This is a genomic window from Streptomyces sp. MMG1533 (genome assembly GCF_001279775.1).
Taxonomy (GTDB): domain Bacteria; phylum Actinomycetota; class Actinomycetes; order Streptomycetales; family Streptomycetaceae; genus Streptomyces.
The window spans coordinates 1-26,529 of sequence record NZ_LGDG01000100.1 but is presented as its reverse complement, the minus strand read 5'-3'; the positions used below and the strand labels follow the sequence as shown (position 1 = coordinate 26,529).

Here is a 26,529-nt window from a genome sequence, read left to right as displayed (position 1 = left end):
AACCAGCAGGGGAATACGCCCTCGCGCGGCCATGCTCTCCTACCTGGAGGTACGACGATGACGACGACTGCCGACGACGGCAACCAGCGCTACCGGATCGAGCACGACTCCATGGGCGAGGTCCGAGTCCCCGCGGACGCGAAGTGGCGGGCCCAGACCCAGCGGGCGATCGAGAACTTCCCCATCTCCGGGCAGCACCTCGAACGGGCCCACATCGAGGCGCTCGCCCGGATCAAGGGAGCCGCCGCGAAGGTCAACGCGAGCCTCGGGGTGCTCGACAAGGACGTCGCCGAGGCCATCCAGGAAGCTGCCGGGGAGGTTGCCCGAGGGGACTGGGACGCGCACTTTCCCGTCGACGTGTTCCAGACCGGGTCCGGCACCTCGTCCAACATGAACACCAACGAGGTCATCGCCACGCTGGCGACCGAGCGGCTCGGGCGGGGCGTACATCCCAACGACCACGTCAACGCGTCCCAGTCGTCCAACGACGTCTTCCCCTCGTCCATCCACATCGCCGCCACCGCCGCCGTCACCCGGGATCTCGTCCCGGCCCTCGAACACCTCGCCGGCTCCCTCGCCCGCAAGTCGCAGGAGTTCGCGGACGTCGTGAAGTCGGGGCGGACTCATCTCATGGACGCCACGCCGGTGACCCTGGGGCAGGAGTTCGGGGGGTACGCCGCGCAGATCCGCTACGGCGTCGAGCGGCTCCAGGCGTCCCTCCCCCGGCTCGCCGAGCTGCCCCTGGGCGGTACCGCCGTGGGCACCGGCATCAACACGCCGCCCGGGTTCTCCGCCGCGGTCATCGAGGAGGTCGCCCACGCCACCGGGCTGCCGCTCACCGAGGCCCGCGACCACTTCGAGGCGCAGGGAGCCCGGGACGGGATCGTCGAGACGAGCGGGCAGCTGCGGACCGTCGCCGTGTCACTCACCAAGATCGCCAATGATCTGCGGTGGATGGCCTCCGGTCCGCGCACCGGCCTCGCCGAGATCAGCCTCCCCGACCTCCAGCCCGGGTCCTCGATCATGCCCGGCAAGGTCAATCCGGTGATCCCGGAGGCCGTGCTCATGGTCTCCGCCCAGGTCATCGGCAATGACGCGACCGTCGCCACCGCCGGAGCCGCCGGCAACTTCGAGCTCAACGTGATGCTGCCGGTCATCGCGAAGAACGTACTGGAGTCCATTCGGCTGCTGGCCAACGTGTCGCGGCTGCTCGCCGACCGGACCGTCGACGGGATCGTCGCCCACCGGGAGCGGGCGCGGGAGTACGCCGAGTCGTCGCCGTCCGTGGTGACTCCGCTCAACAAGTACATCGGGTACGAGGAGGCCGCGAAGGTCGCCAAGAAGGCACTGGCGGAGCGGAAGACCATCCGTCAGGTCGTCGTCGAGGGCGGGTACGTGGAACGCGGCGACCTCACCGAGGAACAGCTCGACGAGGCGTTGGATGTCCTGCGGATGACACACCCGTAACCAATCGCGCGCACACCCCGCGCCCGGCGGGTGAACCGTGACGCGCGCCGCAGCGTCGTATGCCTACGGCACCTAATATCTGTGCATGGCAGAGGGTGGAGCGGTGAGAGCCGAAGTGGACGCGGGCGGGTCGGCGGTGTTCTGGGCGCCCGGGAGTCAGATCCTGTGGCGTTACCGGGAGAACGGCGGCGCGCGCTTCCACATCGCGCGTCCCGTCACCGTCGTGCAGGACGACAGCGAGCTGCTCGCGGTGTGGATGGCTCCGGGCACCGAGTGTGTGAAGCCGGTGCTCGCGGACGGTACGCCCGTGCACGTCGAGCCGTTGGAGAGCCGCTACACCAAGCCGCGAACCGTGCAGCGGGACCGGTGGTTCGGTACGGGTGTGCTGAAGTTGGCGCGGCCCGGCGAGCCGTGGTCGGTGTGGCTGTTCTGGGAACCGGGCTGGCGGTTCAAGAACTGGTACGTGAACCTGGAAGAGCCGCTGGCGCGTTGGCGCGGCGGAGTGGACTCCGAGGATCATTTTCTCGACATCTCCGTGCACCCCGATCGCAGTTGGCACTGGCGGGACGAGGACGAGTTCGCGCAGGCCCAGCGGGACGGGCTGATGGACGCTCAACTGGCAGACCAGGTGCGGGAGGCGGGGCGGTCCGCGGTGGAGGTGATCCGCTCCTGGGGGTCGCCGTTCTCGGACGGCTGGCAGCGCTGGCGTCCCGATCCGTCCTGGAGTGTCCCCACTCTGCCGGAGGACTGGGATCGTACGCCCGCGCACATGTCCTCATGAGACCCTTGATGCGCCCCCGGGCAAGAAACGTAGGATCGTCCTCCGCAAGGGCGCGCAGTGACAACTACCGGAGCACGCGCTGGGCTTGACCGATCGTCACCGAGGGGCGGCAGGACGTGAGCGAGGGGTACGAGGGCAACACCGAAGTGGGCGGCAGCGCCCCTGCCGGTGGCACAGAAACAGCCTCTGACCACGCGGGAAATCCGTTCCGGGGACAGGTATTCCGGGTATCGGGTTTTCGGCGGGACCAACTGCACGCGCGGCATTCAGCGCCGGACGGACGGATTCGACACGCGTGACGGAGCAGCCGACCTCCTTCGAACGGCCCCAGACGGGCGTCGACCCCGCGGATCCCCGCGGGGCGCTCCTGCGTACCTCGACGCCGGCCCACCCGCACAGCGCCGAGCACAGCGCGGACATGCCGTCGCACGCGCCCGGCGCCGGCGCCTTACCGGCACAGGCACGCGCCGGCGAGACGCCGCCCGCCGGTCCCGGCACGACGACATCGAGCGGTAAGGACACCAGAGCCGTAGGTACCGACCCCGAGCACTCCCAGCCCGCAGCCTCCGCGGAGCCCGACACGCATCGTCCGCGGCCCGTGCCCGAGGGGGTCCCGGCCCAGCCGGGCGCCGAGAGCGCCGGAAGCCAGGAGCGCCGTACCGGCCAGGGACTGACGCCCGGCCGGCCCACGCCGATGCGGCGGGACGGGGACCGGCTGCGGTTCGTGGGCGCCGCGACCCGGCGGATCGCTCGTGGCATCGACCTCGACGAGATCGTGATGGGGCTGTGCCGGGCGACCGTGCCGACCTTCTCGGACGCGATCCTCGTCTATCTGCGCGACCCGCTGCCGGTCGGCGACGAGCGGCCCACCGGGCCCCTGGTGCTGCGGCTGCGCCGGACCGACCGGATCCCGGAGGAGCGGGACACCGAGGGCGGGTTCAGCTCGGCGCTCCAGGCGGAGCCGTCGGAGCGGCCGGAGCTCGACTCGATCGGCACCGAGCTGTGCGAGGTACGGCCCGGCAGCGCGCTCGCCGAGGTGCTGCGCGGGGTGCGTCCCGTCTTCACGGACACCTCGGACGTGCGCGCCGCGCTCACCGAACTCCTCGGCGAGGGCTGCGAGTTCGCCGTACCCTCCGGACAGCGCGCGATCCTCGCCCCGCTGCGCGGCCGACGCCGGGTGATCGGTGCCGCGCTGTTCCTGCGCCGCCCGGAGCGCATCGCCTTCGAGCCGGACGACCTGCTGGTCGCCGCCCAGCTCGCCACGCACAGCGCGCTGGGCATCGACAAGGCGGTGCTGTACGGCCGTGAGGCCTACATCGCCGACGAGCTGCAGCGCACCATGCTGCCGGAGACGCTGCCGCGCCCCACGGGCGTACGGCTGGCGTCCCGCTATCTGCCCGCCGCCGAGACCGCGCGGGTCGGCGGCGACTGGTACGACGCGATCCCGCTGCCGGGCAGCCGGGTGGCGCTGGTGGTGGGTGACGTCATGGGGCACTCCATGACGTCCGCCGCGATCATGGGCCAGCTGCGGACCACCGCGCAGACCCTCGCCGGCCTCGACCTGCCCCCGCAGGAGGTGCTGCACCACCTCGACGAGCAGGCCCAGCGGCTCGGCACCGACCGCATGGCGACCTGCCTGTACGCCGTCTACGACCCGGTCTCGCACCGGATCACGATCGCCAACGCCGGCCATCCCCCGCCCGTCCTGCTGCACCTGGGCGGCCGGGCCGAGGTACTGCGGGTGCCGCCGGGTGCGCCCATCGGTGTCGGCGGCGTCGACTTCGAGGCCGTAGAACTGGACGCCCCGGCCGGAGCGACCCTGCTCCTCTACACGGACGGGCTCGTCGAGTCGCGCCTCAGGGACGTGTGGACCGGGATAGAGCAGCTGCGCGAGAAGCTCGCCGCCACCGCGCAGCTCACGGGACCCGACCATCCGCCGCCCCTCGAAGCTCTGTGCGACGAGGTGCTCGACATGCTCGGCCCGGGCGACCGGGACGACGACATCGCCCTGCTCGCCGCCCGTTTCGACGGGATCGCGCCTAGTGACGTGGCGTACTGGTTCCTGGAGCCGGAGGACGCGGCCCCCGGCCGGGCCCGGCGGCTGGCCCGGCGGGCGCTGTCCCGCTGGGACATGGAGGAGCTCACCGACTCCGTGGAGCTGCTGGTCAGCGAGGTCGTGACCAATGCCGTGCGCTATGCCACCCGGCCGATCACGCTCCGGTTGCTGCGGACGGATGTGCTGCGCTGTGAGGTCGGCGACGACGTGCCGCAGCTGCCTCGGCTGCGGCAGGCTCGCGCCACGGACGAGGGCGGACGCGGGCTGTACCTGGTGAACCGGCTGGCCCGGCGCTGGGGGGCGACGCGGCTGAGTACGGGAAAGGTGGTGTGGTTCGAGTTGAACCGTGGCTGAGGGGTACCCCTGCGGGACTCCCCCCGGCAGCCGGTTCGGAATCGTACCGGGATTGGACCCCGTCCAAATGTTGCCGACTTCCCGTCGGCGCAGTTGACTGCTGGGGTGAGCGAAGCGACCTGACGACCCTCATTCATGACGGGAGGACGCTCGTGACGCAGGCACCCCAGAAGGCTCCGTACACCACGAACAACCACGGGATTCCGGTGGAGAGCGACGAACACTCGCTCACCGTCGGCCCCGACGGCCCGATCCTGCTCCAGGACCACTACCTCATCGAGAAGATGGCCCAGTTCAACCGGGAGCGGGTTCCGGAGCGGGTGGTGCACGCCAAGGGCAGTGGCGCGTACGGATTCTTCGAAGTCACCAACGATGTGAGCCAGTTCACCAAAGCCGACCTCTTCCAGCCCGGGAAGCGTACGGAGATGCTGGCGCGCTTCTCGACCGTCGCCGGTGAGCAGGGCTCGCCCGACACCTGGCGCGACCCGCGCGGTTTCGCGCTCAAGTTCTACACCGAGCACGGCAATTACGACCTGGTGGGGAACAACACCCCGGTCTTCTTCGTCCGGGACACCATCAAGTTCCAGGACTTCATCCGCTCGCAGAAGCGCCACCCGCGGACCGGGCTGCGCAGCAACGACATGCAGTGGGACTTCTGGACGCTCTCGCCGGAGTCGGCACACCAGGTGACCTGGCTGATGGGCGACCGGGGCATCCCGAAGACGTACCGCCACATGAACGGCTACTCGTCCCACACCTATATGTGGATCAACGGCGGTGGTGAGCGGTTCTGGGTGAAGTACCACTTCAAGACCGACCAGGGCATCGACTTCCTCACCCAGGCCGAGGCCGACGAGCTGGCCGGGCACGACGCGGACAAGCACCGCCGGGACCTGTACGAGTCGATCGAGTCCCGGAACGCGCCGAGCTGGACGCTGAAGGTCCAGATCATGCCGTTCGAGGACGCGGCGGACTACCGGTTCAACCCGTTCGACCTCACGAAGGTCTGGCCGCACGGGGACTACCCGCTGATCGACGTCGGCCGGATGGTCCTGAACAAGAACCCCGAGGACTACTTCGTCCACATCGAGCAGGCCGCGTTCGAGCCGTCCAACATGGTGCCGGGGATCGGGCCGTCGCCGGACAAGATGCTGCTGGGACGGCTGTTCTCGTACCCGGACACGCATCGGTACCGGATCGGGCCGAACTATGCGCAGCTGCCGCCGAACCGACCGCACTCGCCGGTGAACTCGTACGCCAAGGACGGGCCCATGCGGTACACGCCGTCCAACGCGGCGATGCCCTATGCACCGAACTCGTACGGCGGACCTGCGGCGGACTTCGGGCGCTTCGGGGAGGCGGCGGGCTGGGAGACCGCCGGCGAGCTGGTGCGGGAGGCCACGAAGCTGCACCGGGAGGACGACGACTGGGGGCAGGCCGGGACGATGGTCCGCCAGGTGCTGGACGATGCGCAGCGGGACCGGCTGGTGGCCAACGTCAGCGGGCATCTGAAGCAGGAGGTTTCCCGACCGGTGCTGGAGCGTGCCCTGCAGTACTGGCGGAACATCGACAAGGGCATCGGGGACCGGATCGCCGCGGAGGTGTAGCCGTCGCGGGCGGCTGCGGGCCGCACCGCGCGGGTCCCCGCGCTCCGTGAAGGGGCGCCCGGTGAACACCGGGCGCCCCTTCTGCTGCTACAGCTCGTCCCCCGGGTCCACCGGATCCTCCGGGGTGGTGCCGTCCGCCGGAGGACTGGTCGTCGGGGTTGTCGGCGGCTTGGTCGTCGGAGTCGAAGTCGGGGTCTCCGACGGCGGCTCCGACGTCTCGGGTTCCGTCGTCTCGGGTTCCGACGTCGGGGGCTCTGTGGTCGGCTCTTGCGTCGGGGTCCGGGTGGGGGTCCGGGTCGGGGTCGGCGACTGCGTCGGCCGGACCGCCGCGCCCTGGTCGGTGTCCAGGTCGAACCTGGAGTTCTTCGCCGAGACGCCGAAGGTGTACGCCGCCCAGATCTGCGCCGGGAAGCCGCCGCCGTTGACGCGTTCCAGGCCGCCGGCGCCGTACATCTTGGTCTGCGCGCTGGTCTTCGCGTCCTCGCCGAACAGGCCGACCGAGGTGACCAGGTCGGGCGTGTAGCCGGTGAACCAGGCCGACTTGTTGTCGTCGGAGGTACCCGTCTTGCCGGCGACCTGCTGGCCGTCACGCTCGGAGTTGTCGCGGACCGACGTGCGGGCCGTACCGTCGTCGACCACGCCGGTCAGGACCGAGGTGACCGTGTCCGCGGCCTCGCGGCTGATCACCTGGTCGCCGATGGGGTCGGGCATCTCGACCGTGCGGGTGTTGTGCTCGGCCGACTTGATGATGGTCGGGGTGACCTTCTTGCCGTGGTTGTCGAGGGTGGCGTAGACGCCGGCCATCTGCAGCGGGCTGGCGCCCATGGTGCCGAGGGTCTGCGCGGGCACCGCCTTGAGGTCGGCGGTGTCCATGCCGAGCTTGTCGGCCACCTTCAGGACATTGGTCATGCCGACGTCGACGCCCAGTTGCGCGAAGACGGAGTTGATGGACTTGTTCATCGCCGTCTGAACGGTGACGTCGCCGTAGTCCTGGTCGTCCTCGTTCTCCGGCGCGAAGGCGATGTCGCTGCCCTCGACGGGACGCTTGCTGGTGCCGTCGTAGATCGTGCTCGCGGTGATCGGCTTGCCGTCCTGCGTCTTCGCGTCGTCCTCCAGCGCGGCGGCGAGGATCACCGGCTTGAACGTCGACGCGGGCTGGTAGTCGGCGCGGGTCGCGTTGCTGCGGTAGTGCTTGTAGTAGTCGACGCCGCCGTACAGGGCGACGATCTTCCCCGTCTTGGGGTCCACCGAGACCGCGCCGGCCTGGATGTTCTTGTCGACCGACCGCTTCTCCGGGTCCAGCTTGCTGGTCAGCTGGGTCTTGGCCGCCTTCTCCAGCTGGGCCTGCTTCTTCTTGTCGATGTTCAGGGTGATGGTCCACCCCTGGTTGTCGACCTGCGCCTCGGCCTCGTCCCGCGAGATGCCCTGCTCCTGCATGAGCTGGTCCTCGAGCTGCCGGTTGGCGAGGTCGACCAGGTAGCCCTTCTGACCGTCCAGGCCGGGGGCGCCCTTCGGCTCCTTCGGCTTCGGGAACGTCATGGCGTCGCGCTTGGCCTTGGTCAGCCAGCCCTCCTCGACCATGTTGTCCAGGACGTAGTTCCAGCGCGCCGTCACCAGGCGCTTGCCGGTGTCGGTCGCGGCCTGCCAGTCGTACTGGCTGGGGGCCTGGAGCAGTGCGGCGAGGTAGGCGCCCTGCGCGACGCTGAGGTCCTTGGCGTCGACGCGGTAGTAGGCCTGGGCGGCGGCCTGGATGCCGTAGGCGCTGCGGCCGTAGTAGCTGGTGTTGATGTAGCCCGCGAGGATGTCGTCCTTGGACGTCGTGCGGTCCACCTTCAACGAGATGACCAGTTCCTTCAGCTTGCGCGAGATCGTCTGGTCCTGGTTGAGGTAGTAGTTCTTGACGTACTGCTGGGTGATCGTCGAGCCACCCTGCTTGCCCTTGCCGGACAGCGTGTTGATCAGGCCGCGAGCGGTGCCCTTGAAGTCGACACCGGCGTCCGTGTAGAAGCTCTTGTTCTCCGCCGCGACGAAGGTGTACTGGACGGGCTTCGGGACCTCGCTGAGTCCCACGATCTCGCGGTTGGTCTCGCCCTTGCGCGTCAGGATCTTGCCGTCGCTGTACTTGTAGACGTTGCTCTGCTGCTGAGCGGCCGCGTTGCCCTTGGGTATGTCGACCATCATGTACAGCGCGATGAACGCGCCGATGCCGAGCAGACACAGCCCGAAGAAGGTGCCGAGGATCTTCTTCCAGGTGAAGAGCCTGCGTATGACGCTCTTCCCGGACTTGCCGCCCTCGGCAGCCGGCGAACGGCGGCTCTTGGGCGCAGCGCGGCGGCCACCGCGCTGCCGCGCTCGTCTCTCTTCCGCTCGTCCCATGAGTCCGCTCGCTCCGCTTCGTTCGCTGCTGTCACACAGGTTCGTGGCTCAGGTCAGCTCAGAAAGCTAACACCGCTCTATGTGACAAAGGGCCTTGGATCCGGTCTTTTACGGACGTGAGAATCAGCACCCGTGTCCATGGAACCTGACCGACGAAAGGGGTTGAGGGTTGCCGTGACGCGGTAAAGTGATATCACTTAGCTAGAACGAAGCTAAGCAGGCTTCACGGTTCGCAGTACGAGAACGGGGGGACCCCATGTCCACACACGACTCCGCACCCACCACCGACCTGCCACAGATGCCCGCCCCACGCGTCCGGGAGTTCACCGCGCACAGCATCGGCGGCGCGCTCGCACTGCTGCTGGGCCTGGTCGGTCTGCTGCTCGGCATCGGGATGGTCGTGACCGCCACGACCGTCGCCGCGACCGGCGCCAAGGCCGCCCTGATCATCGGCGGCATCCTGATAGGCCTCTCCGCCTTCATCGCGATGTGCGGCCTGAACACGGTGGCGCCGGGCGAGGCCCGGGTGGTCCAGCTCTTCGGCCGCTACCGGGGGACGATCCGCGAGGACGGACTGCGCTGGGTGAACCCCTTCACCTCCCGCGAGAAGATCTCGACCCGCGTCCGCAACCACGAGACCGCGGTCCTCAAGGTCAACGACGCCTACGGCAACCCGATCGAGCTCGCCGCGGTCGTGGTGTGGCGGGTCGAGGACACCGCGCAGGCCACCTTCGAGGTGGACGACTTCCTGGAGTTCGTCTCCACCCAGACCGAGGCCGCCGTACGGCACATCGCCATCGAGTACCCGTACGACGCCCATGACGAGGACGGCCTCTCGCTGCGCGGCAACGCCGAGGAGATCACCGAGAAGCTCGCCGTCGAGCTGCACGCGCGCGTGGAGGCGGCCGGCGTCTCCATCATCGAGTCCCGCTTCACACACCTCGCCTACGCCCCCGAGATCGCCTCGGCGATGCTCCAGCGGCAGCAGGCCGGGGCGGTCGTCGCGGCGCGGCGGGAAATCGTGGACGGAGCGGTGGGAATGGTCGAGGCGGCGCTCGCCCGGATCTCCGAGCGGGACATCGTGGAACTGGACGAGGAACGGAAGGCGGCGATGGTGTCCAACCTGATGGTGGTGCTGTGCGGCGACCGGGCACCGCAGCCGGTCCTCAACACGGGGACCCTCTACCAGTGACGGATCCCTCCGAGGGCTCGACCCCTCAGCGTCGGCCGCAGCAGCGCAAGCAGGTGCTGCTGCGGCTGGACCCGTCGGTGTACGAGGCGCTCGCCCGGTGGGCGGGAGACGAGCTGCGCTCGGCCAACGCGCAGATCGAGTTCCTGCTGCGGCGCGCGCTCGCGGAGGCCGGGCGGCTGCCGGGCGAGGCCAGGCCGATTCCGCGACGGGGGCGCCCGCCCGGAGGCACCGACCCCGGCTGACCACTCGACCCCGGCTGACCACTCGGGCCCGGCGACACCGACCCCGGCTGACCGCTCGGCCCCGGCGACTCGGCCCCGGCGAATCGATCCCGCCCGTGCACACGCGGCCCCACACCTGAGACCTCGTTCTATACACACGAGGTATACACCCCGTGTAGAGTCCGCTCCATGTCCATCGGTCACACCCTTCTGGGACTCCTGGAGTCCGGCCCCCGCCACGGCTACGACCTGAAGCGGGCCTTCGACGAGAAGTTCGGTCACGACCGGCCGCTGCACTACGGCCAGGTCTACTCGACGATGTCCCGCCTCCTGAAGCACGGGCTCGTCGAGGTCGACGGGATCGAACCCGGCGGCGGGCCCGAACGCAAGCGGTACGCCATCACCGAGGCCGGCATCACCGACGTACAGCGGTGGCTCGCGACCCCGGAGAAGCCCGAGCCGTACCTCCAGTCGACGCTGTACACCAAGGTCGTCCTCGCGCTGCTCACCCGGCGCGACGCGGGCGACATCCTCGACACCCAGCGCGCCGAGCACCTGCGCATGATGCGGATCCTCACCGACCGCAAGCGCAAGGGCGATCTGGCCGACCAGCTGATCTGCGACCACGCGCTGTTCCATCTGGAGGCCGACCTGCGCTGGCTGGAGCTGACGGCCGCGCGGCTGGAGAAGCTCGCCGAGGTGGTGACCAAGTGACCGCCCCCGCAGGTTCCCTGCTCGCGGCCGACGGGCTGCGCAAGGCGTACGGGCCGACCGTCGCGCTCGACGGCGCCGAGTTCTCCATCCACGCCGGTGAGGTCGTCGCCGTGATGGGCCCGTCCGGGTCCGGCAAGTCGACCCTGCTGCACTGTCTCGCCGGGATCGTGACGCCCGACTCCGGGTCGATCACGTACAACGGGCACGAGATGGCCACCATGAACGACGCCCGGCGCAGTGCGCTCAGGCGCAGCGAGTTCGGGTTCGTCTTCCAGTTCGGGCAGCTGGTGCCCGAGTTGACCTGCGTGGAGAACGTCGCCCTGCCGCTCAGGCTGAACGGCACCTCCCGCAAGGAGGCCGAGCGGGCCGCGCTGTCGTGGATGGAGCGGCTGGAGGTCGACGACCTGAGGAAGAAGCGGCCCGGTGAGGTGTCCGGCGGGCAGGGACAGCGGGTCGCCGTCGCCCGCTCGTTGGTCACCAACCCGCGCGTGCTGTTCGCCGACGAACCGACCGGCGCGCTCGACTCGCTCAACGGCGAGCGCGTGATGGAGCTGCTCACGGACGCCGCCCGGTCCACCAACGCGGCCGTCGTGCTGGTCACGCACGAGGCGCGGGTGGCCGCCTACTCCGACCGCGAGATCGTCGTACGGGACGGGAAGTCCCGGGACATGGAGCGGGTCATATGAGGGGGAGGAGGGGGCATCTCCCGCCCGATCGAAGCCGAGCGTGGGGGAGGTCGCGGGACCTGGCCATGGGGGTCAGGTTCGCGTTCGCCGGGGGGCGCGAGGGATGGGTGCGGGCGCTGCTGACGGCCGTGGGCGTGGGGCTGGGCGTGGCGTTGCTGCTGCTGACGACCGCGCTGCCGAATGTGGAGACCGCGCGGACCGAACGGGGGAACGCGCGCGCGGACCTCACCTACGGCGGCACGGCCCTGCCCAAGGCGGACGACACGCTGCTGCTCGCGTCCACCGGAACCACCTTCCGCGACAAGGACATCCGGGGCCGGGAGCTGGAGCCCGAGGGGGCGCGGGCGCCGTTGCCGCCGGGGGTGGACCGTTTTCCCGCGGTGGGCGAGATGGTGGTCTCCCCCGCGCTGAAGGAACTGCTGGACTCCGGCGACGCGAAGCTGCTGCGGGAGCGGCTGGCGGACCGGATCGTGGGAACGATCGACGACAGCGGGCTGATCGGACCGGCCGAACTCTCCTTCTACCGGGGCGGCGACGGCCTCGCGGACAGGATCGGCAGCGGACCGGTCCACCGGATCGACCGGTTCGGCGATCCGAACCCGATCACCGAGAAGACCGACCCCGTACTGCTCCTGCTGATCCTCGTGGTGTTCGTGGTGCTGCTGATGCCGGTCGCCGTGTTCATCGCCGCGGCCGTACGGTTCGGCGGCGAGCGGCGCGACCGACGGCTCGCGGCGCTGCGCCTGATGGGGTCCGACGGCTGGGCGACCCGGAGGATCGCCGCCGGCGAGGCGCTGGCAGGCGCGACACTCGGCCTGCTGTTCGGCGCGGGCTTCTTCCTGATCGGCCGTCAAGTGGCGGGCTCGGTGGAGGTCTTCGACGTCAGCGTGTTCCCCAGCGACCTCAACCCCTCCCCCGCGCTGGCCCTGCTGGTCGGCCTCGCGGTGCCGACGGCCGCCGTACTGGTCACGCTGTTCGCGCTGCGCAGTGTCGTCATCGAGCCGCTCGGTGTGGTGCGTACGGCGAAGCCCGCGCGGCGTCGGCTGTGGTGGCGGCTGCTGCTGCCGCTGGGCGGGCTCGCGATGCTCTACCCGATGGTCGGACAGGGCCGCGACGAGGGCGACTTCAACCAGTACCTGGTCGTCGGCGGTGTCCTGCTGCTGCTCGTCGGCGTGACGGCGCTGCTGCCCTGGATCGTCGAGGCGGTCGTGGCGCGGCTCGGCCGAGGCGGCGTCGCCTGGCAACTGGCCGTCCGGAGACTCCAGTTGAGCAGCGGTACGGCGGCCCGCATGGTCAACGGCATCGCCGTGGCGGTGGCCGGGGCGATCGCACTGCAGATGTTGTTCGCCGGGGTGGAGAGCGACTACACGAAGGACACCGGCTACGACCTCACGCGGGCGCAGATGCAGGTGACGCTGAGGAACGAGGAACGGCTCGGCCCGGCCGCCGAGAAGTTCCGCCGGACCGAGGGCGTGCGCCGGGTCCACGCGTACTCCGAGGGATACCTCGGCGAGCGGCGCAGGGACCCGGTCCTCGGGGCCGAGGCGACCGTCGGGGACTGCGCGGCGCTGCGGGAGGTGGCCGAGCTGCCCTCGTGCCGGGACGGTGACGTGTTCGCCGTACAGGGCGCCGAGTACGACACCGACACGCCGAAGCTGGCGAAGGCCGGCCGGACGCTGTACTTCGACCCGTCCTACGAGGGCTCCCCGAAGGCGGCGGAGACCCCCTGGGTGCTGCCGTCGGTGCTGAAGCAGGCGCAGGCCCGCCCGGACCCGACCTGGTCGGAGCGGGGCGGCTTCCTGATCACCCCGAAGGCGCTGCCGGCCGCGGTCGGCGAGGCACTGTACGGGCAGCTCTACCTCAAGCTCGACGAGTCCGTGCCGGACGTGCGCGACCTGGTGCGGAACACGGCGGCGACCGTCGACCCGTTGAGCGAGCCGATGGAGTGGCAGTCGGTCCAGCGGTCCGACCGCTACACCGCCATCCGCACCGGCCTCTTCGTCGGCGCCTCCTGCGTCCTCGCCCTGATCGGCGCGAGCCTCCTGGTCTCGCAGCTGGAGCAACTCCGCGAGCGCAAGCGGCTGTTGTCGGCGCTGGTCGCCTTCGGGACCCGGCGGCGCACGCTGAGTCTGTCGGTGCTGTGGCAGACGGCGATCCCGATCGCGCTCGGTCTGCTGCTGGCCTCGGTGGTGGGGCTGACGCTGGGCGCGGTCCTGCTGCGGATGACGAACACCTCGGTGCGCGTGGACTGGCCGAGCGTGCTGTCGATGACCGGCGTCGGTGCCGCGGTCGTCCTGGTGGTGACGCTGCTCAGCCTGCAGCCGCTGCTCAGGCTGATGCGGCCGGACGGGCTGCGGACGGAGTAGCCCCCGCAGCCCGCCGGTTCGGTCAGAGGCCGTACTCCCGTACCACTCGTCGCACCTGGGCGAACAGCATGCCCACGTTCACCGACTTGCGGCACACGACCACGGCGACGACGTCCTGCTGCTCGTTCATCCGCACGAACAGATGGGTCAGGTTCTCGCTGTTGACGAGGATCTCCTGGAAGAAGTGGTTGTCAGTGCTGATCCCGCGGCGCTCCTTGAAGACGTCCTCGATCATCACGACCGTACGGCCCTGGAACAGGTCGAGAGTCGCACCCGCCAGCAGGTCGAGTACCTCTGGCGGGTGGCTCTCGACCGTCTCGTAGGAGAGCAGCATGCCGGTGGCCATGTCGACCACACCGGAGGCGACGCAGTCGGGGGCGTCGGTGCGGAGGGACTTGACCAGGCCCATCACCTGGTCGGAGAAACCGGAGGTCATACGCTTTGTCGCCATCCCTTCAGACTCCTTCTGCTGCTTTCTCGGTGAGGATCGAGTCGATACGGCGCAGGGTCGGCTGGGTCGCGCGGTGGAGCTGGTCCACGTCGATCCCCTCGTCGCCCAGGACGACCATCAGAGCGGTGTTGCCGACGGCGTAGAACGCGGCGCAGCCGTGGCTGCCGTACGTCACCGTCCGGCGCAGGGTGCCGCGGGCGGTCGCCTCGGAGGTACGGCGGGCGAGGCCGAGGCCGGCCGCGGCGAGGGCGGCGAGGCCCTCCGGGTCGATGGAGTCGGCGGTGTCGGCGGCGATCAGCAGTCCGTCGGCGGCGGCGACGGCGGTGTCGGTGATGCCGGTGACCTGTTCGCGGAGGCCGCGCATTTCCAGCGCGAGGGCTTGGTGATCCATGTATCCAACTCCCCTATTTCTGTTCACGTCTGATCGGGTTCTTCGCTCGGCGATGGGGATTCCGGTCATTTGGGGTCCGGTCATTTGGGGTCCGGTCATTTGGGGTCCGGTCATTTGGGGCTTCCGTTCCGCATCCGGAAGAAGCCGCCCGGTTTTCGGCGGGGCAGATCGGTTCGTGCCGGGGGCGGAGGCGGGGCCTGCTCGGCGGGCGGCGGTTGCCGTTGCCGGACGCCCTGGCCGTCGGGGGGAATGCGGAGGACCGGGAGCGGGGCGGGCGTCCCGGGGAGCTCCAGGAGTCCCTCGGCGAGCATCCGGGCGACTTCGACGGTGACGGTGTAGACGCCGCGTCCGGTGCGGAAGGCGAGGTCTCGGGCGGTCCGGCGGCCGTCGGCGTGGGCGAGCAACTCCCGGCGGAGTGCGGAGAGGGGGCCGGCCGCGGAGCCGGTCGCGGGTACCGGACGGTCGCGGTCGGGGCGTACCGGGTGGGGCAGGGCGGCTACGGCGGCGAGTTTGCGGGCCGCCTCCCGCAGCAGCCGGGCGGGCCGCTCCCCCACCGGGACCTGGGCGAACGGCTCGGCCGCGAGGGTGCGTTCACAGCCGTCCACGCGGCCCGCGACGATCGCGAAGGCCGCGTCGTGCAGGGCCATCGAGCAGACCACCCGGAGCTGGGCGGCCCCCGCGTACCCGTGGGCGACCAGCGCGGTCACCGGCCAGCGCGAGCCGCCGGACTCCCGCACCAGCTCGGCCCACTGCTCGCCGCTGACCCGCCCGGAGCGCAGCAGCAGCGCCTCGGGTCCCGGCGCGCCGGGGGACTCCACGGCGACGACGAGTCCGTCCCGGAGGTGAAAGGTGCCGCCGGGTTGTCCGGCGACCCACAGCTCCCCGGTGAAGCCCTCGTGGCCGCACCTGGCCAGGGCCGGCGCGAGCAGCTCGTAGCCCGACATCACACCCCTCGGCCTTTTCGCACACACGCCTGACGCGTAGCGCTGAGGGAGGAATGTGTATCAGGCCGGGGCGCATATTCCGGACGCGGTATTGCGAGCTGTCGCCGACTGGCGGAAGTTGAGTTTTTCGGTTGTTCGACTGCCTTTGTTCGGTGCTCATTTGAACGAATTCCAGGCACCTGTTTCCGCGGACTCCCCCGCCTCCAGAACCCGCACCGGCAACGGCCGCAGTCCTGTGAGGAGCTGGTTGCTGCGGGTCGCCTCGCCCCTGACGGCGGTACGCGGCAGCAGCGTCACCCCGAGCCCGCCGGCGACGAGCTGCACCAGCGTGGAGGGTCAGGGCAGTCGGCGCCAGAAGTCGAGGCGGCCCGGCCGAGCAGGCAGTGCGTATCACGCTGCCCTTTGGCGTCCGGCACAGGGACGACGCGCCCCGCGTACCGCAGGCGCCACACGGTGCCGGTGCGGGTGAACTCGTCGGGCCCGTCGGGAGGGCCGGCGCACCGGCGGCGGCGTGACGGCCGGGGCGGAGCGGCGGGCCCGCTGCGCCAGGTGGGTCATGCCGAGCCGCCGGGCCTCGCTTTCCGCGTCCCTCAGCAGGGGGGCGGCGGTGTCGCGGTCGCCGGGGGCGTCGCGGGCGAGCCGGGCGGCGCCGAGTTCGACGCGGGCGCGCACGGACCAGGGGCGGGCGTGCAGCCGGTCGGCCGTGCGCCGGGCTTCGGTGAACTCCCCGATCGCGGCGTCCCAGCGTTCCTGGGCGGCGTCCACGATGCCGGTCCACAACTCCGCCGGGCCGCTGATGTCCCAGCCGAGCAAGGAGACCAGCCATAGCCCCCGGTACGGCTCCAGCGCGGCCCGCGCCTCCTCGCACCGGTCCGGGTCGCCGAGGATCGCGGCCGCCCGGGCCTGGTGCCGCAGCCACAGCGGGGCCACGGCCCGCCCTGCACCTTCGCGCAGTGAGGCGCCGTACGCGCCCACGGGGTCGGGTACCCGCGCGACCCGGCACAGCCGGTCGAGCCGGCCGCCGAGATGCTCGCCGAGTGTGGTGACCGTGGAGGCCGCCGCGCGGTGTCGCCGGTGTGGTGGGTGTGGTGGGGTGCCGTCATGGCAGGCTCCGATCGCCGTGCTCGGTCGTCGCTCACCCATGAGGCGCGGGATCGGATCGCGCGGGGTGCCGGTCGCGATCACGCGCGTACGGCCCACCCGGCTCGCGGACGGAAACCGCGAAAGCCACGAAAACCACGGAACGCGAGGACGGCCGCGTGAACCTCACGCGGCCGTCCGACAAGCACGACGAAGGGGCGATCCCCCGGGTGTTACGCCTGCGGAGTGTCCGCCGGCGGGGACGCCACCGGTGCCGACTCCATGGCCGTGGCACCCCTCGGCTTCGGCGACTGTTTCAGCGCGGCCTCATGGGAGTACGTCCGCAGATAGCCGACCACCGTGTTCGTCACCGCCACCAGCGGCACCGCCACCACCGCACCCCCGATACCGGCGACCATGCCGCCCGCGGCGACCGACAGCACCACCGCCAACGGGTGCACCCGAACCGCCCGGCCCAGGATGAACGGTTGCAGGATGTGGCCCTCGATCTGCTGGACCGCCAGGACCACCGCCAGCACCATGACCGCCGTGAAGACGCCCTGCGTCACCAGCGCGACCACCACCGCCAGCGCGCCCGACACGACCGCGCCCACGAGCGGGATGAAGGCGAACAGGAAGATGAACACGGCGAGCGGGACGGCCATCGGGACGTCGAGGAAGTAGATGCCCAGGCCGATGAAGATGGCGTCGATCAGGGCCACTATCACCGTGCCGCGGACGTACGCCGTCAGCGTCCGCCAGGCCCGCGGGCCCGCGCCCGCCACACCCGGCCGGGCCGCGGCCGGCACCAGCTTCAGTGTCCACTCCCAGATGCGCCGGCCGTCGTACAACAGGAACAGCGTCGAGAAGGCCGCCAGCAGTATGCCGGTCAGCGCCTCGACCACGACCGTCACGCCCTCCAGGCCCGCCGAGGTGATCTGGTCGGTGTTCGCGCCGACCGCCTCGCGCAGGTTCTCGGCGATGTCGTTGATCTGCTTGTCGGTGACGTGGAAGGGGCTGTTGAGCAGCCACTTGCGCAACTCGTCGATGCCGTCCTGGATCTGGTCGGAGAGGTTGTCGATGTTCTCCATGACCTGCCAGGTCACGAACCATCCGATCAGGCCCATGACGACGAAGCCGAGGACCGCGGTGAGGGCGGTGGCGAGCCCGCGCGGGAAGCCGAGCCTCCGCAGCCGTTCCACCGTCGGCTGGAGCAGTGCCGTGATGAGCAGGGCCGCCACGAACGCCAGCACCACGAGTTGTACGGCGCTGATGACCCGCATGAGGACCCAGACCGTGCCCGCGAGGACGAGCAGGCGCCAGCCGGCCTCGGCGGCGACCCGGACGCCCCAGGGCACGGCCAGTGCGGGGTCCGGGCGGTCCACCGCGACCGGCGGTGCGGGATCCGCGGGCGGCGGCAGGTGGACGGCGGACAGGTCCCGTTCCGCCGCCTCCTCGTGCTCCCGCTCCGCCTCGGCCCGGCGCTCCCCGAACCGCTCACCCATGTCGGTCAGTTTGGCGCCGAGCCGGTCCAGCCACTCTGGCACTCGCGACATGATCCGTCCTTCTCCCCCGTCTCTCCCCACCACTCCCCCTGGTGTCGTCCGGACCGACCGTACATGGCGAAAGCCCCTCCCCCTAGGACGGGGAGGGGCTGCGCGGGGTTGAGCGGGTACCGGCTCAGTACCAGTGGTTGGCCTGCCAGAACGACCAGGCCTCACAGGGGCTGCCGTACCGGCTGTCCATGTAGTTGAGGCCCCACTTGATCTGGGTGGCCGGGTTGGTCCGCCAGTCGTCGCCGACCGACGACATCTTGGAACCCGGCAGGGCCTGGAAGAGACCGTAGGCCCCGGAGGAGGCGTTGACGGCCTGGTAGTTCCAGCTGGACTCGTGGTCCACGATGTTGCTGAAGCACTGGTACTGACCGCTCGGCACCATCGACTGCGCCATCGCCTGGATCTGCGCGATGGTGTACGAGCTCTGGACGGGGAAGCTGGAGGAGCTCCTGCTGGCCGCGGCCTTCGTCTCGGCGCGCTCCTTGGCAGCCTTGGCGGCCTCGGCGGCCTTCTCGGCGGCTTCCTTCTTCTCGATCGCGGTCTGGGCGGCAGCCTTGCGGGCCGCTTCCTCCGCCACCTTCTTGGCGCTCGCATCGGCGGCGATGGCCTGGATGTCCGCCTGCTGTGTCAGGGAGGCGGTCTGCACCTGGGCCTGCTGACCCGCGGGTATGTCCGCGAGGAGCGTCGAGTCGGCTGCCGTCGCCTCGGCGTCGTTGTTCTGCGCGGTGCTGCCCGAGGCAACTCCGACGACGCTTCCGACAGCGGTGACCGCCGTGGCCGAGGCCACTGCGAATCCCCGGACCGAAATCGGGCTCACACGGTTTCCTTCCAGCATCGCCCGCTTAGGTGACCCTGGCGGACGCAATCGTGCCCCTGGCACTGGCCTCCCAACTGCGGGGTCACGGAGGCGCGGGCCCGTGGGCAACTCCCTTGCGGGGAGCGCCGCGTGGTGACGGGCGGCATACAGCAACGGTATGGAGTTGATGTGGTGCTTCTGTGGTGCCGTACCGCTGGGGGTACAGGTGTGCCGTATGCGGGGCCTGACAGGACTGAGACTCTGCCGTAACCGGACGCCACAAGGCAATTCTGAGTTGCGTGTGAAAGCTCACATCCTGTTTGGGCCAAGGGATTCCGAGAAACCTCCACACGCGAAGGCGCCGCCCGGCTAGGCTCACTGCCTTTCCGAACGGCGCCAACTGACGCGTAACCACCCCGAGATGGGGCGTGAGGGTCAGACCTGCCCGTCCTCCAGCATTTCGGTCACAAGCGCCGCGATCTGGGACCTCTCGGACCGCGTCAGCGTGACATGGGCGAAGAGCGGATGCCCCTTCAGCTTCTCGACGACGGCGACGACACCGTCGTAGCGACCGACCCGCAGATTGTCCCTTTGCGCCACATCGTGGGTCAGAACGACCCGCGAATTCGCGCCGATCCGGGACAGAACGGTCAGCAGGACGTTCCGTTCCAGCGACTGCGCCTCGTCCACGATCACGAACGCGTCGTGCAGGGAGCGGCCGCGGATGTGGGTGAGCGGGAGCACTTCCAGCATCCCGCGCGCGGTGACCTCCTCGATGACCTCGCGGCTGGTGACCGCGGACAGCGTGTCGAAGACTGCCTGTGCCCAGGGGCTCATCTTCTCGGCCTCGGAGCCGGGCAGATAACCGAGCTCCTGCCCGCCCACCGCGTACAGCGGCCGGAAGACCATCACCTTCTGGTGCTGACGGCGCTCCAGGACCGCCTCCAGGCCCGCGCACAGCGCGAGCGCCGACTTGCCGGTGCCGGCCCGGCCGCCCATGGACACGATCCCGACGTCCGGGTCGAGGAGCAGATCGAGCGCGATGCGCTGCTCGGCGCTCCTGCCCTTGATGCCGAACACCTCGCGATCCCCGCGGACCACCCGGATGTTGCCCTCGGGCGTGACCCGGCCGAGCGCCTTGCCACGCTCCGACTGGATGGTCAGACCCGTGTGCACGGGCAGGTCCGCGGCCTCGGGGACGTAGACGTGCCCCTCCTCGAAGAGGATGTCGACCTGCTCGCCGGGCAGGGTCAGTTCGGACATTCCGGTCCAGCCGGAGGCGTCCGTGATGGCGAGCTCGGCGCGGTACTCCTCGGCGAGGAGACCGACGGACGAGGCCTTGATCCTGAGCGGGAGATCCTTCGACACGACTGTGACGTCGAACCCCTCGGCCTGCAGATTGCGGGCGACCGCGAGGATGCGGGAGTCGTTGTCCCCGAGGCGGTAGCCGCTGGGCAGCACGCTGGGGTCCGAGTGGTTGAGCTCGACACGGACGGTCCCGCCGAGTTCCCCGATCGGGATGGGGGCATCGAGGCGGCCGTGCCGGACGCGGAACTCGTCCAGCAGGCGCAGTGCCTGCCGGGCGAAGTAGCCGAGTTCGGGATGGTGCCTCTTGGCCTCCAGCTCCGTGACCACGACGATCGGCAGCACTACTTCATGCTCGTCGAAGCGGTTCAGGGCGTGCGGGTCGGCCAGCAGGACGCTGGTGTCGAGAACATAAGTGCGCCGGTCGGGCTTGTGGCGCTTTGTGCTGGTCACCACGGAAGGACGTACCCCCTCGGATGAGGTCGGGGAGCGACGGAGTGGAGCTGGACCGGTCGTCGGCCGCTCTGCACGGGCCGAAAACCGGCCCTCCGCGTCGTCGTCCGCGCTGTGACCGCACGGTCGGGCTGGTGCAAAGGGCCTCCCGGGCGGACGGCCCCGTGCCGTCCGCTGAGATACGACACCCGTGGTTCGGGCGTCGACCTGCTTGGCTTATGCCCTCGAACATGCGCCGCCATGCCAGTGCATATGACGGCGCGCTGGTGAACTCCTTGTTACTTCCACCCCAAACGGGGTATTCGGGTCGCCCGGCGACCGTCCCCGTGTCAGCCGCCGTAACGCCGGTGACGCGCGGCGTAGTCACGCAGGGCGCGCAGGAAGTCGACCTTGCGGAAGGCCGGCCAGAAGACCTCGCAGAAGTAGTACTCCGAATGGGCGGTCTGCCACAGCATGAATCCGGACAGCCGCTGTTCGCCGCTGGTACGGATCACCAGGTCGGGGTCGGGCTGGTCGCCGGTGTAGAGGTGGCGGCCGATCATGTCGACGTCGACGGACTCGGCGAGCTCCTCCATCGAGGTGCCCTTGTCGGCGGCGTCCAGGATCATCGAGCGGACCGCGTCGGCGATCTCCTGGCGGCCGCCGTAGCCGATGGCGACGTTGACCAGTATTCCGTCGACCTTCTCGGTGGCCTCCTCGGCCTCCTTGATGGTGCGCTGCATGCCCTCCGGCAGCAGGTCGAGCGTGCCGACGTGGTGCACACGCCAGCGGCCGTCGGCAGCGAGGGAACGGACGACGTCCTCGATGATCCCGAAGAGCGGGACGAGCTCTTCCTGCGGCCGGTCGAAGTTGTCCGTGGAGAACAGCCAGAGGGTGACGACCTCGACGTCCGTCTCGGTACACCAGCCGAGGAACTCGTCGATCTTGTCCGCACCGGCCCGGTGGCCCTGGGCTGTGGTGGAACCCGCTGCCTTCGCCCAGCGCCGGTTGCCGTCCATGACGACGCCGATGTGCTTGGGCACCTGGGCGTGGTCCAGGTGGCCTTCCACCCGGCGCGCGTACAGCCTGACGAGCAGGCCGCGAAGCTTGTCGCGCAGGTTCACGTGATTGTCAGCCCCTCCGTACGGTGGCGGTCCCCGCGGAGCGAAGGGTATCGCGGGCGCGTGGTGTGGGATGTGGGTGGGTTGAGGCGCCTCCCGTGGGGCACTTCGCGGCCCCGCGCCCCTGGGTGGGCGTATTTGCCGCCCCCTTGAGAGTGCCCCCCGTACACAGAAAAAACGGGCCGGTCCGTGGGGGGGATACGGACCGGCCCGAGGGGGGGTTTCCACCATAACCCTTCGTAAGTGATGCTGCGTGCATCGGCGTGCCACAACTACTCTCCGGAGTCGGACGGCGACGGCACGGTGGTCGTCCAGGGGCCCCTTCGGGGTGGCTCCATGGCCGGAACCCAGCGGATTCTCGGCACAATCGGGTGGAGCGCGAAGAGATCCGGGAGATTTGGTGCGGTTCCCCCTTCCGGGTGACCCCGGAGGTGCGCGCACCTTTGACGCGGCACCGCGCAGCCCCCTCCGCCGCGCGGCACCGGGTCGGGGAACTAGGACACGTTCTGACCTCGTTCGCGCCTAGCGTCGTCCCCATGACCGTGAGAATCACGTGGGATCAGGCCGGTGCACGGCGGCTGGAACGTCAGTTCCTGGCCACTCCTGCCGAGGAGGGCACTCCGGCCGCCGACATCGTCGGTGCGATGCTCGCCGCCCATGCGCAGGTGCTGTCCGCGGCGGAGGTGTCGGTGGGGGTGCGGGGCACGGGGACGACCCGGGCTGACGTACGGGCGGCGCTGTGGGAGGACCGTTCGCTGGTGAAGACACACGGTCCGCGCGGGACCGTCCACCTGCTCGCCACGCGTGAACAGCCGCTGTGGAGTGCCGCACTGACGGCCGTACCGTCCGGCGCGAGCCCCTTCGCGCCGGACGTCCGGGTCACCGAGGAGCAGGCGCGGCAGATCGTGGCGGCGATCGGGGATGCCCTGGACGGCGTGTGTCTGACCGTCGACGAGCTGACCGAGGAGGTCGTCGCCCGTACCGGCCCCTGGGCCGGCGACCCGGTGATGCCCGCTTTCCAGGACCTGTGGCCGCGCTGGCGGCAGGTGATGCACCGGGCGGGCCAGTCGGGCGCCCTGTGCTTCGGCCCGAACCGGGGCCGCAAGGTGACGTACACCCGGCCGCCGCACTTCGACCCGCTGCCGCCCCAGGAGGCGGTGCGTGAGCTCGTCCGGCGATATCTGCGCGCCTACGGCCCCTCGACATCGGCGCATTTCGCCAAGTGGCTCGCGGCACCGGGCGGCTGGGCCGGCGGGCTGTTCCGGGAGCTGGCGGAGGCGGGCGAGATCGAGGAGGTCGCCTTCGAGGGCGCGCCGGCGTGGGTGGCGGCCGGTGACACCGCCTTCCCCGACGGGCCGGTCCCGGGTGTACGCCTGCTGCCCTACTTCGACGCGTACGCCATCGCCGTGCAGCCGCGCGAGCTGTTGTTCCCGGGAGCCGCCTACCGGCGGGCGCTGGCGGGCGGCCAGGCCGGGAACTATCCCGTGCTGCTCGTCGACGGGGTGGTGGCGGGGGTGTGGCACCAGCGCCGCCAGGGACGGCGTACGACCGTCACGGTGGAGCCGATCGGACGCCTGACCGCGCGGCAGGAGCGGGAGTTGGGCGAGCAGGCGGAGCGGGTGGGCGAAGTGCTGGAGGCGAAGGCGACGTTGGTGATCGGGGAGGTGACGGCGGGGGCGCACGCGTGAGCGCGTGATCCCTACGACTTCGGCTTTCGGGCGTCGAAGAGATGGCGACTGCTGTGGGCGACGAAGGGGCCCTCGGCCTCGATCCGCTCGTGGAGTGCGCGCAGTTGGGGTTCGTAGGCCTCGACAGTGAAGCCCGGGACCATCCAGACCACCTTGCGCAGGAAGTGGACGACGGCCGCGATGTCGTGGAACTCCACGCGCAGGCGCTCGGCGCGCAGGTCGACGATCTCCAGGCCCGCGGCTTCGGCGTCGGCGCGTTCGCGGTCGGGGTGGCGGTCGGCGCTGATCTCCGGCGCCAGGGGCCCGAGGAAGTGCTCGACGAGGTCGAACACGCTTCTGGGGCCGACGTGTTGGGCGAAGTAGGTGCCGCCGGGCTCCAGTACGCGGGCGATCTCCGGCCAGTTGGGGCTGACGGGATGCCGGCTCACCACGAGGTCGAAGGTCGCGTCCGCGAAGGGCAGCGGCGCGTCCTCCGGCGAGGCGACGACGGCGACGCCGCGCGGGCGGAGGAGGGCGGTGGCCTTGGCCACGTTCGGCGGCCAGCCCTCGGTCGCGACGGTGAGCGCGGGTGCCTTCGGGGCGGCGCGGAGGGCGAAGTCGAGGACCTCCCCGCCGCCGGTCTGGAGGTCGAGCGCGGCGCTCGCGTCAGCCAGCCGGTCGGCCTTCGAGCGCGCGTAGCCCCAGGAGGGCCGCGCCTCGGTGGCCCGCCCCTCGAACCAGGAGAAGTCCCAGCCGTCGGTGGGGACGGCGACGCCCTCGGCGACGAGCTCCTCGAAACCGCGTCGGCCGTGTTCCGCCGTGCTGTGCTGCTGCTCTGCCATGCCAGTGATCGTGCCAGGACGATGTCAGTGGGCGCTGCTGATTTTTGCGGCATGACGAGCCGGGATGTTCAGGATGCACCGGGCACTTCGGGTGTGCCGTACGCGGGCGGTGAGGAGGAGACACTGCGCGCGAGCCCGGACCACCGTCGGGACGCGTACGTCGTTCACCGGCACGCTCATGGCACCAGCCGCCGGACCTCCTCCGCGGTGAACCGCAGGAAGCCCTCCTGGTCCGGTTCGTCGGCGGTCGGCTGGAGGATCACCGTGTCGGCACCGGCGTCGGCGAGGCGCTGGACGGCCTTCGCCACGGTGCCGGCGTCCCCGGCGACACCGAGGTCCGGGACCGTGTCCAGGCCCTCGGCCGTCAGCTCGGCGCGGAGGCGGGCCGCGGCGTCCGGGCCGGTGGCGGTGAGGAGGTAGACGACCACCTTGTGCGGGTCGGTACGGCCAGCCGACGCCCGGCCCTCGTCGATGAGCCCGCGGGCCCGTCGTACCCCGTCGGGCGCGGTGCCCGCATGGAGGACGGTGCCGTCCGCGGCCTCCCCGGCCAGACGCAGTGTGCGCGGGCCGGTGGCGCCGGTGAACATCTCGACGGGACCGTCCGGCGCGTTCGGCGGCCAGTCGAGGCCGACGTCGTCGAGCTTGACGTACCGGCCGTCGGTCGTCACCCGCTCGCCGCGCAACAGGGCCCGCAGCGCTACGAGGTGCTCGCGGAGCAGCGTGAGGGGCGACTCGGCGCGCGCCCCGACCTGCCCCATCCAGTCCTGCACGCCGTGCCCGACACCCAGGATCGCCCGGCCCGGGAACATCCGGTGCAGTGTGGCCGCCTCCATCGCGGTGATGGCGACGTTGCGCAGCGGGACCGGGAGCAGGCCGACGCCGATACGCACCCGCTCGGTCCAGGCGAGGGCGGCGGCGGCCGTGGAGATGCCGCCCTCGCGGAAGCAGTCCTCCCACAACCAGAGTTCCTCGAGTCCGGTCTCGTCCGCGAGGCGGGCGAGCGCGCGCAGTCGCTCGGGGGGCAGCTGAGGGCGGAACACGGCACCGAGTCCAGTCATGGAGACTTCCTATCCGGCGGCGCCGTGGCGGACAACACCATTACGGGTCGGTGGTGCCGGCGCGTGGTCAGGCCTCCGCGGACCGGTCGCGCTCGTAGCGCAGGAGTACCACGCCGTTGCCGAAGGGGTGGGACTCGGTGAGCCGAAGGGATGCCAAGGTCCCGGACGCCGGGAAGAGGGGGGTGCCGGCTCCGACGAGGACGGGATGGACGTAGACCCGGAACTCGTCGACGAGGTCGTGGCGGAGGAACTCCGCGGCGAGGTCGGCGCCGCCGAGGCCGAGGTCGCCGCCCGGTTGTTCCTTGAGGGCCCGGACCTCCTCGGGGACGACCTCCCGCACGACGGTGGTGTTCCAGCCCGCCTGCTCCAGCGTCCGCGAATACACGATCTTCGGAATCTCCCGCCAGATGGCGGCGAACTCGGCGATGACCGGGGAGGCCTCGGGGTCGGTGTCGGCGGTGGGCCAGAAGCCGGCCATCAGCTCGTAGGTCACCCGGCCGGACAGCAGGCCGCCCATCGCCCCGACCAGGTCGTTGAAGTGCCGGTGCAGTTCTTCGTCGACCCGGTGCCAGCCGATGTCGTGGCCGGGGCCCTCGATGTAGCCGTCGAGAGACATCGACATCGTCAGGATGATCTTCCGCATGGGAAACCTCGTCTCGTCTCGCCTCTCGCGGCAATCGGCGACCAACGTAGTCGCAGTGTCACGTATGAATAGGGAGGCGCGGACGCGCAAAGGGAGGGGGCTCGGGCATGGGGCGCTGGCGTGACGGGCGGGGGAACCTGGTCGTACCGGGCGAGGACGGGGTGGCCGTCAGCGTTCCGCTGGAGATCGCCGCCTCGTACCGGGCCCGCACGAAGGGCCTGCTGGGCCGGGACTCGATAGACGGGGCGATGCTTCTCTCCCCCGCGGGCAGTGTCCACACGTTCCGGATGCGGATGCCCATCGACGTGGCGTACCTGGACCGGAAGCTCAAGGTGATCGCCGTACGCACGATGCAGCCGGGCCGGCTGGGGCTGCCGCGGGTGCGGGCGCGGCATGTGCTGGAGGCGGGGGCCGGAGTGATGG

23 protein-coding genes and 1 pseudogene are annotated in these 26,529 nt (G+C 70.5%); 11 read left to right on the top strand and 13 right to left on the bottom strand.

All coding sequences use genetic code 11. The features are described 5' to 3' along the window. Nucleotides 1-57 precede the first annotated feature (57 nt). The 4 genes from ADK57_RS12045 (at nt 58) to ADK57_RS12030 (ending at nt 6,265) form a co-directional block, all read left to right on the top strand. Complete coding sequence (locus tag ADK57_RS12045) at nt 58-1,467, top strand: class II fumarate hydratase (RefSeq protein ID WP_053749399.1); 1,410 nt, start codon at nt 58-60, stop codon at nt 1,465-1,467. 85 nt (nt 1,468-1,552) lie between these two features. After that, complete coding sequence (locus tag ADK57_RS12040) at nt 1,553-2,248, top strand: DUF402 domain-containing protein (RefSeq protein WP_078973079.1); 696 nt, start codon at nt 1,553-1,555, stop codon at nt 2,246-2,248. Between the two features lie 295 nt (nt 2,249-2,543). Beyond that, nucleotides 2,544-4,658, top strand: a complete 2,115-nt coding sequence (locus ADK57_RS12035; protein ID WP_053749397.1) for an ATP-binding SpoIIE family protein phosphatase — start codon at nt 2,544-2,546, stop codon at nt 4,656-4,658. Between the two features lie 152 nt (nt 4,659-4,810). Beyond that, nucleotides 4,811-6,265: a catalase gene (locus ADK57_RS12030; protein ID WP_053749396.1), complete on the top strand. Its 1,455-nt coding sequence runs from the start codon at nt 4,811-4,813 to the stop codon at nt 6,263-6,265. 87 nt (nt 6,266-6,352) lie between these two features. Here the strand turns inward: ADK57_RS12030 and ADK57_RS12025 are convergent, their stop codons facing one another. Beyond that, entirely contained in the window at nt 6,353-8,641 is a 2,289-nt protein-coding gene (locus ADK57_RS12025; protein WP_053749395.1) for a transglycosylase domain-containing protein, read from the bottom strand. A 256-nt stretch (nt 8,642-8,897) separates the two neighbouring features. Here ADK57_RS12025 and ADK57_RS12020 point away from each other — a divergent pair, with 256 nt between their 5' ends. The 5 genes from ADK57_RS12020 to ADK57_RS12000 all read left to right on the top strand — a co-directional run bounded on the left by ADK57_RS12020 (nt 8,898) and on the right by ADK57_RS12000 (nt 13,820). Next, nucleotides 8,898-9,833: an SPFH domain-containing protein gene (locus ADK57_RS12020; RefSeq protein WP_053749394.1), complete on the top strand. Its 936-nt coding sequence runs from the start codon at nt 8,898-8,900 to the stop codon at nt 9,831-9,833. Next, nucleotides 9,830-10,075: a hypothetical protein gene (locus tag ADK57_RS12015; RefSeq protein WP_053749393.1), complete on the top strand. Its 246-nt coding sequence runs from the start codon at nt 9,830-9,832 to the stop codon at nt 10,073-10,075. Before ADK57_RS12020 ends, ADK57_RS12015 begins: the two co-directional genes overlap by 4 nt. Before the next feature lie 168 nt (nt 10,076-10,243). Next, nucleotides 10,244-10,768: a PadR family transcriptional regulator gene (locus ADK57_RS12010; protein WP_053749392.1), complete on the top strand. Its 525-nt coding sequence runs from the start codon at nt 10,244-10,246 to the stop codon at nt 10,766-10,768. Beyond that, nucleotides 10,765-11,454: an ABC transporter ATP-binding protein gene (locus tag ADK57_RS12005; RefSeq protein WP_053749391.1), complete on the top strand. Its 690-nt coding sequence runs from the start codon at nt 10,765-10,767 to the stop codon at nt 11,452-11,454. Before ADK57_RS12010 ends, ADK57_RS12005 begins: the two co-directional genes overlap by 4 nt. Nucleotides 11,455-11,519: 65 nt before the next feature. Beyond that, nucleotides 11,520-13,820 carry an ABC transporter permease gene (locus ADK57_RS12000; RefSeq protein ID WP_078973078.1) on the top strand — a complete coding sequence of 767 codons (2,301 nt, stop codon included), beginning with the start codon at nt 11,520-11,522 and terminating at the stop codon, nt 13,818-13,820. 22 nt (nt 13,821-13,842) lie between these two features. On the opposite strand, the gene ADK57_RS11995 is transcribed toward ADK57_RS12000, so the two are convergent. The 9 genes and pseudogenes from ADK57_RS11995 to ADK57_RS11960 form a co-directional block, all read right to left on the bottom strand. Further along, nucleotides 13,843-14,271, bottom strand: coding sequence for a hypothetical protein (locus tag ADK57_RS11995; protein WP_053749389.1), 429 nt, complete (start codon nt 14,269-14,271; stop codon nt 13,843-13,845). A gap of 4 nt (nt 14,272-14,275) precedes the next feature. Continuing rightward, nucleotides 14,276-14,662 carry a roadblock/LC7 domain-containing protein gene (locus ADK57_RS11990; RefSeq protein ID WP_053749388.1) on the bottom strand — a complete coding sequence of 129 codons (387 nt, stop codon included), beginning with the start codon at nt 14,660-14,662 and terminating at the stop codon, nt 14,276-14,278. Between the two features lie 110 nt (nt 14,663-14,772). Further along, nucleotides 14,773-15,606 (bottom strand): hypothetical protein, encoded by an 834-nt coding sequence (locus ADK57_RS11985; RefSeq protein WP_053749387.1) that lies wholly within the window; start codon nt 15,604-15,606, stop codon nt 14,773-14,775. Nucleotides 15,607-15,762: 156 nt separating this feature from the next. Continuing rightward, nucleotides 15,763-15,939, bottom strand: a pseudogene (locus ADK57_RS47255) (hydrogen peroxide-inducible genes activator); the annotation flags it as partial. 57 nt (nt 15,940-15,996) lie between these two features. Further along, nucleotides 15,997-16,749, bottom strand: coding sequence for a hypothetical protein (locus ADK57_RS11980; protein WP_159050043.1), 753 nt, complete (start codon nt 16,747-16,749; stop codon nt 15,997-15,999). 170 nt (nt 16,750-16,919) lie between these two features. Further along, nucleotides 16,920-18,242 (bottom strand): AI-2E family transporter, encoded by a 1,323-nt coding sequence (locus ADK57_RS11975; RefSeq protein ID WP_053749385.1) that lies wholly within the window; start codon nt 18,240-18,242, stop codon nt 16,920-16,922. Between the two features lie 124 nt (nt 18,243-18,366). Further along, the gene (locus ADK57_RS11970; RefSeq protein ID WP_234390142.1) at nt 18,367-19,059 is read right to left on the bottom strand and encodes a transglycosylase SLT domain-containing protein; all 693 of its coding nucleotides are present in this window, start codon (nt 19,057-19,059) and stop codon (nt 18,367-18,369) included. Nucleotides 19,060-19,473: 414 nt separating this feature from the next. Continuing rightward, on the bottom strand, nt 19,474-20,799 hold the full coding sequence (locus tag ADK57_RS11965) for a PhoH family protein (protein WP_053749384.1): 1,326 nt from the start codon (nt 20,797-20,799) through the stop codon (nt 19,474-19,476). 326 nt (nt 20,800-21,125) lie between these two features. Then, on the bottom strand, nt 21,126-21,899 hold the full coding sequence (locus ADK57_RS11960; RefSeq protein ID WP_053749383.1) for an isoprenyl transferase: 774 nt from the start codon (nt 21,897-21,899) through the stop codon (nt 21,126-21,128). Nucleotides 21,900-22,432: 533 nt separating this feature from the next. Between ADK57_RS11960 and ADK57_RS11955 the strand changes: the two genes are divergently transcribed. After that, nucleotides 22,433-23,584 carry a winged helix DNA-binding domain-containing protein gene (locus tag ADK57_RS11955; protein WP_053749382.1) on the top strand — a complete coding sequence of 384 codons (1,152 nt, stop codon included), beginning with the start codon at nt 22,433-22,435 and terminating at the stop codon, nt 23,582-23,584. An 11-nt stretch (nt 23,585-23,595) separates the two neighbouring features. Here ADK57_RS11955 and ADK57_RS11950 read toward each other — a convergent pair whose 3' ends face one another. The 3 genes from ADK57_RS11950 to ADK57_RS11940 form a co-directional block, all read right to left on the bottom strand. Next, nucleotides 23,596-24,405, bottom strand: coding sequence for a class I SAM-dependent methyltransferase (locus tag ADK57_RS11950; protein ID WP_053749381.1), 810 nt, complete (start codon nt 24,403-24,405; stop codon nt 23,596-23,598). Nucleotides 24,406-24,581: 176 nt separating this feature from the next. Beyond that, on the bottom strand, nt 24,582-25,463 hold the full coding sequence (locus ADK57_RS11945; protein WP_053749380.1) for an LLM class flavin-dependent oxidoreductase: 882 nt from the start codon (nt 25,461-25,463) through the stop codon (nt 24,582-24,584). Between the two features lie 67 nt (nt 25,464-25,530). Beyond that, on the bottom strand, nt 25,531-26,106 hold the full coding sequence (locus ADK57_RS11940) for a dihydrofolate reductase family protein (RefSeq protein ID WP_053749379.1): 576 nt from the start codon (nt 26,104-26,106) through the stop codon (nt 25,531-25,533). A gap of 107 nt (nt 26,107-26,213) precedes the next feature. Between ADK57_RS11940 and ADK57_RS11935 the strand changes: the two genes are divergently transcribed. Next, the coding region (locus ADK57_RS11935) for a DUF192 domain-containing protein (RefSeq protein WP_053749378.1) at nt 26,214-26,529 on the top strand (316 nt) is incomplete at its 3' end.